The organism is Kitasatospora sp. NPDC088351 (assembly GCF_040685575.1).
GTDB lineage: Bacteria > Actinomycetota > Actinomycetes > Streptomycetales > Streptomycetaceae > Kitasatospora.
This window is the reverse complement of record NZ_JBFBIL010000116.1, coordinates 1-6,092: the sequence shown is the minus strand read 5'-3', so window position 1 is coordinate 6,092 and position 6,092 is coordinate 1. Positions and strand designations below refer to the sequence as shown.

Sequence of the window (6,092 nt, the reverse complement as noted above, 5' to 3'; positions counted from 1 at the left end):
CATGATGCGCTGACGCATACCGCCGGAGAACTGGTGCGGATAGTCGTTCACCCGCTGCCTGGCCGCGGGAATGCGCACCCGCTCCATCAGCTCGACGGCCTTGTCCCTGGCCTCCTTGCGGGAGGCGCCCTGGTGCACCCGGAACATCTCACCGAGCTGATAGCCCACGCTGAGCACCGGGTTCAGCGAGGAGAGCGCGTCCTGGAAGATCATCGCGATCCGCCGGCCACGCACCGCCCGCCGGGCCTTGGGGCTCATGGTGAGCAGGTCCTGGCCCCGGAACCGGATCGAACCGGCGGTGATCTTCCCCGGCGGCATGTCCAGAATGCCCATGATCGCCTGGGCGGTCACCGACTTGCCCGAGCCCGACTCCCCCAGCACCGCCAGGGTCTCACCGGCCGACACCGAGTAGCTCACCCCGTTGACCGCCTTGGCGACACCGTCCCGGGTGTGGAACTCGATGTGCAGGTCGTCGACCTCCAGCAACGGGGTACCGGGCGTCAGGTTCTCCCGGCCGCCCTTGATCACCTCCACCGCGTCCTGGCGCGGTGCGCCGTCCTTCGACGGCCTTGTCGCGTCACTCATCGTCCGCGGCCCTCCTCAGCGAAGCTTGGGGTCGAGGGCGTCGCGCACCGCGTCGCCGAGCATGATGAACGCCAGCACGGTGATGCTCAGCACGACGGCCGGGAAGAGCAGCACATGGGGGGCGTTCAGGAAGCGGGACTGCGCGTCGCTGATCATCAGACCCCAGGAGATCGCCGGGGACTGGATGCCGATGCCCAGGTAGGACAGGGCGGCCTCGGCGCCGATGTAGACGCCCAGGTTGATGGTGGAGACCACGATCACCGGCGCCACGGCGTTCGGCAGGATGTGCCGGGAGACGATCCGTCCGGTACCGGCCCCGAGCGCCCTGGCCGCGACCACATAGTCGTTGTGCTTGTTGGAGAGCACCGCCGAACGCATCAGCCGGTAGATCTGCGGCCAGCCGAGCACCGCCATCACCGCCGAGACCGTCCAGGCGTTGCCCGTCTTCCAGGTCGACATGATCAGCATGCCGCCGAGCAGCAGCGGGATGGCGAAGAAGATCTCGGTGACCCGGGAGAGCACGCTGTCCCAGAGACCGCTGATCCAGCCCGCCCAGAGGCCCAGCGTGCCACCGACCAGGACCACCAGCGTGGTGGTCAGGATGCCGACGATGATCGAGTTGCGGGCACCCCACACCGTCCGGGTGTAGATGTCACAGCCCTGGACGTCGAAGCCGAACCAGTGCTCGGCGCTCGGCCGCTTCAGCGAGTCGACCAGGTTGCAGAAGCCCGGCGAACTCGGGTCCTTGTCGGTGAACAGCTGTGGGGCGACGGCCAGCGCCACCATGAACAGCACCAGCACCCCGCCGATCAGGAACAGCGGGTTGCGCCGCAGGTCGTACCAGGCGTCGGTCCAGAGGCTGGCCACCCGCTCATTGCCGTCCGGCGTGACCGCGGGCGCGGCCCCGGCGGCGGATCCGGCGGCCGGCTGCCCGGGGGCCGCCACCGTCACGTTCTCGCTCTTCGTCGGCTCACTCATAGCGGATCCTCGGGTCCAGAACGGCGTACAGCAGGTCGACCACCAGGTTGGCGAACAGGTAGACCAGCACCAGGGCGCTCACGATCCCCACCACGATGGTGCGTTCCCGCAGGTAGACGGACTGGAAGAGCTGGTGTCCGACCCCGGGGATGTTGAAGATGCCCTCGGTGATCACCGCACCGCCCATCAGCCCGCCCAGGTCCATGCCCAGGAAGGTGACGATCGGGATCAGCGCGTTGCGCAGACCGTGCCGGACCACCACCCGGAACGGGCTGAGCCCCTTGGCGACCGCCGTCCGGACGTAGTCCGCCCGCATGACCTCGATCAGGCTGGTCCGGGTGAGCCGGGCGACGTACGCCAGCGAGGTGGAGGCCAGCACATAGGCCGGCAGCAGATAGGACCGGAAGCCCGCCTCCTCGTTGAAGGAGACCGGGAAGAAGTCGATGCCGTAGTCGGTGTTGAGCTTCACCCCGAGGATCAGCTGGAGCACGAAGCCGATCACGAAGACCGGGATCGAGATCACCATCAGGGTCGAGATCAGCACCACGTTGTCGATGAACCGGCCGCGCCGCAGGGCGGCGACCACACCGGCGGTGACACCCACCACCATCTCGATGACCAGCGCGGTCACCGCCAGGTTGATGGTGTACGGGAACGCGGTCTTCATGACGTCCACGACCTGGTTGCCGCGGTAGTCCTCGCCGAAGTCGCCCTTGAACAGGCCGACCAGGTAGTCCCAGTACTGGACGAAGAACGGGTCGTCCAGGTGGTAGCGGTCCCGCAGGACGGCCACCACCGCCGGGTCCTGCCGCTTCTCACCGGCCAGTGCCGTAATGGGGTCACCAGGCAGCAGGAAGACCAGTGCGTAGATAAGGAACGTCGCGCCGAGGATCACAGGTATGGCCTGGATGATCCGGCGGACCACATAGCGGCCCATGCGGCCTCCTCGTGGTTCGGGGCACGCCTGCGCCGGACGGCGCGGGGGTTGCCCGCGCCGCCCGTCCGGGCGGGCCGGTCAGATGGTGGTCGGTCAGGCCAGTTCGACGTTGGCCAGGTCCATCTGTCCCTGGGCGTTGACGTTCACGTTCTTCACGGACTTGGTGTAGGCCGAGGAGGACATGTAGGTGTACACCGGGATGTACGGCAGGTCCTTGATCAGCACGTCGTCGGCCTGCTGGTAGAGCTTGATGCCCTCGGCGTCGCTCTTGGCCGCGTCGGCCTGGGTCAGCAGGCTCTCGAACTCCTCGTTGACGTAGCCGCCGTAGTTGGAGCCGTTGTCGATGGCGACCTTGGAGAAGATCGGGCGCAGGTAGTTCTCGATCGACGGGTAGTCCATCGACCAGGCCATGCGGAAGGCCCCGGAGTACTGCTTGTCGCCCAGCGCGGTGAGGATGGCGCCGAACTTCTCGAACGGCTTGAAGGTGACCTCGATGCCGAGGTTGGCCTTCAGCTGGTTGCCGACGGCCTCGATCCACTCCTTGTGGCCGCCGTCCGCGTTGTAGCCGATCTCCAGCGTGTTCCCCGGCAGGCCGCCGGCCCGGGTGAACAGCTCCTTCGCCTTCGCCGGGTTGTACTTGGCGAGGTCGCCGAGCGCGCCCTGGCGGTACCCGGGAATGATCGGGTTGACGAAGTCGTCGGCGGGCTTACGGGTGCCCGAGAAGATGGTCTTGGTGATCGACTCCCGGTCGATCGCCATCGAGATCGCCTTGCGGATGTCCGGCTTGCCGAAAGCGGCCGGGTTCGTCGCGATCGGGAATCCGATGTAACCGACGCCGGAATCCGGCTTGTAGATGTAGCGGTCACCGAACTCCTGCGCGACCGTCGCCATCGCCGAGATCGGCAGCTTGTCGGTGATCTGGATGGTGTCCGCGCGGAGATCGTTGTAGGCGGTTTCCAGCTTCTCGTAAATCCTGAACGTGACGGAATCCAGCTTGGCCTTTCCGTCCGCTGCCGGGAAGTTCTCGAACCGCTTCACCTTGATCTGCTTGTTGTGCTCCCAGGCGCCGTCCATCTCGAACGGGCCGTTGCCGATCGGCTTCTCGCCGAACGCCTTCGGGTCGGTGAAGAACGCCTTCGGCAGCGGGAAGAAGGCGTTGTAGCCCAGCATGGTCTTGAACTGGGAGAACGGCGCCTTGAGCGTGACGGTGAAGGTTTTGTCGTCGACGACCTTCAGGCCCTTGAGCTCCTTGGCGGAGGGCTTCTTGTCCTTGCCCGGGGCCAGCTCCTCGGAGCCGAGGATCTTGTCGAAGAACGGCAGCGCCTCCTGCGCGTTGTCCTGGTTCGCCCCGTAGTTCCAGGCGTCCACGAAGGACTGCGCGGTGACCTTCTCGCCGTTGTGGAAGGCGTAGCCGTCCTTGAGCTTGATCGTCCAGGTGGTGGCGTCGGTGCTCTCGATCGACTCGGCGACCCGGAGCTTCGGCGAGTTGTCCTTGATGTCGTAGTCGACCAGGCCGGCGAAGATCGCGTGGAGCACCTCGGCGCCCTCGGACTCGGCGGTGTTCTGCGGCACCAGACCGTGCTGCGGCTCACCCAGCTCGACATTGATCGAGCCGCCCTTCTTGCCCGATCCGCCGCTCGCCGGGTCCGAGGACTTCTTGTCGCCGCCGGTGCTGCAGGCGGAGATCGCGAGCGCGGTGCACGCCGCGAGCGCGGTCCAACGCATCGTCTTGGTGAGCCTCATTCAACTGCCTCTCGATTTAGGGGCTTACGAACGAACGGCGCCCCGCCAGTCGGTGTGCCGGGCATGGCGAGGGTCGACATCTCAGGGCCGATCCGCACAGTTGGCGAGGTGACCACTGATACGCGCAGAGCAACTATCGATCACCCGACCCCCCTGGCGGAATCCACGTCACATCTCTTTTCAATTACATGCTCAGACCAATTTGTGACATTGCTCGCCAAATTCCTGCATATCGCTCCCGGAGCCCCCTGCTCCGCCTTCCGAATAGCGGACAATAATCTCCGGTATTCGATGCTTTACGTAGCGTAATGACTAAAAGGGAGCCGTTCGGGCGCCCGGAATTCGAGCGTTTCCGCAGCACAACGCAAGGGCGCGCCCTCCGAAAGGAGGACGCGCCCTGCAAGGCGGACCGGTACAGCCGTGTCAACTACGTTTCCGTGCCCCCGGGGCCTCCCCCGCCCTCCGCAGCGCTCCGACCGACCTCGCGCTCCGCCGCGCCGGGCTCGACGCCGCGCTCCGCCGCGCTCTGCTCGACCTCGCGCTCCGCCGCGCTCTGCTCGATGTCGCGCTCCGCCGCGAAGTGACACGCCGACTCGTGCCGGGCGAGCCCGTCCAGCCAGGCCGGGGCCGCCAGCAGCGGGATCTCGGTGGAGCAGCGCTCCTGCGCCTTCCAGCAGCGGGTGCGGAACCGGCAGCCGGACGGCGGGTTGGCCGGCGAGGGCACGTCACCGGTGAGCACGATCCGGTCGCGGGACTCCCGCGCCGCCGGGTCCGGCACCGGCACCGCGGAGAGCAGCGCCTGGGTGTACGGGTGCGTCGCATGATCGTAGATCTCCAGGTCGGAGCCGATCTCGACCATCTTGCCGAGGTACATCACCCCCACCCGGTCCGAGATGTGCCGGACGATCGAGAGGTCGTGCGCGATGAACATGTACGAGAGCTCGAACTCACCCTGGAGCTGCTCCAGCAGGTTGATCACCTGCGCCTGCACCGACACGTCCAGCGCGGAGACCGGCTCGTCACAGATGATCAGCTCCGGCTTGAGCGCCAGCCCCCGGGCGATGCCGATGCGCTGGCGCTGACCGCCGGAGAACTGGTGCGGATACCGGTTGATGTACTCCGGGTTGAGCCCGACCACGTCCAGCAGATCCTGAACGGCCTTGCGGCGGTCGCCCTTCGGCGCCACCTCGGGGTGGATCTCGAAGGGCTCCCCGATGATGTCGCCGACCGTCATCCGCGGGTTCAGCGAGGTGTACGGGTCCTGGAACACCATCTGGATGTTCCGGCGGACGGCCTTCAGCCCCGCGCCCGAGAGCCGGGAGATCTCCTCGCCCTTGTACCGCACCTGCCCGGAGGTGGCCCGCTCCAGGTTCATCAGCACCTTGGCCAGCGTGGACTTGCCACAGCCGGACTCGCCGACGATGCCCAGCGTCTCCCCCTGCATGAGGTCGAAGCTGACCCCGTCGACCGCCTTCACCGCTCCGACCTGCTTCCTGAAGAGGATGCCCCGGGTCAGCGGGAAGTGCTTGACCAGATCCCGGACTTCGAGGATCGGCTCGCCGGGCGGCACCTCCTGCGCGAACGCGGCCTCCTCCGGTACCGCCGCCCTCAGTGCGGTGGACCCGTTAGCGGTCATGGAGGGTCTCCTTCCAGAAGAAGCAGGCGCTGCCCCGCCCGGCCGCCGTGGTGCCGTCCTCCTCGGTGACCGGGAACAGCTCCGGCACCTCGGCCCGGCAGATGTCCTGAGCCCGCGGGCAGCGCGGGTTGAACGCGCAACCCTGCGGGATCCGCAGCAGGCTCGGCGGCAGGCCCTGGATGGCGTAGAGGTTCTGCCCCTTCTGGTCCAGCC

Annotated in this window: 6 protein-coding genes; all 6 read right to left on the bottom strand. The window is 67.0% G+C overall.

What is annotated here, in order from left to right; genetic code table 11:
• A partial coding sequence (locus tag AB0P06_RS36495; protein ID WP_363615253.1) for an ABC transporter ATP-binding protein occupies positions 1–585 on the bottom strand: 585 nt, incomplete at its 3' end.
• Positions 586–600: 15 nt separating this feature from the next.
• Positions 601–1,563: an ABC transporter permease gene (locus AB0P06_RS36490; protein WP_363615251.1), complete on the bottom strand. Its 963-nt coding sequence runs from the start codon at positions 1,561–1,563 to the stop codon at positions 601–603.
• The gene (locus tag AB0P06_RS36485) at positions 1,556–2,500 is read right to left on the bottom strand and encodes an ABC transporter permease (RefSeq protein WP_363615249.1); all 945 of its coding nucleotides are present in this window, start codon (positions 2,498–2,500) and stop codon (positions 1,556–1,558) included. Before AB0P06_RS36485 ends, AB0P06_RS36490 begins: the two co-directional genes overlap by 8 nt.
• A 93-nt stretch (positions 2,501–2,593) precedes the next feature.
• Entirely contained in the window at positions 2,594–4,243 is a 1,650-nt protein-coding gene (locus AB0P06_RS36480; RefSeq protein WP_363615247.1) for an ABC transporter substrate-binding protein, read from the bottom strand.
• Between the two features lie 427 nt (positions 4,244–4,670).
• Positions 4,671–5,879 (bottom strand): dipeptide ABC transporter ATP-binding protein, encoded by a 1,209-nt coding sequence (locus tag AB0P06_RS36475; RefSeq protein ID WP_363615245.1) that lies wholly within the window; start codon positions 5,877–5,879, stop codon positions 4,671–4,673.
• Positions 5,869–6,092, bottom strand: a 224-nt coding sequence (locus tag AB0P06_RS36470; RefSeq protein WP_363615243.1) for an oligopeptide/dipeptide ABC transporter ATP-binding protein, incomplete at its 5' end; no start/stop codon positions are given. The genes AB0P06_RS36475 and AB0P06_RS36470, both read right to left, overlap by 11 nt.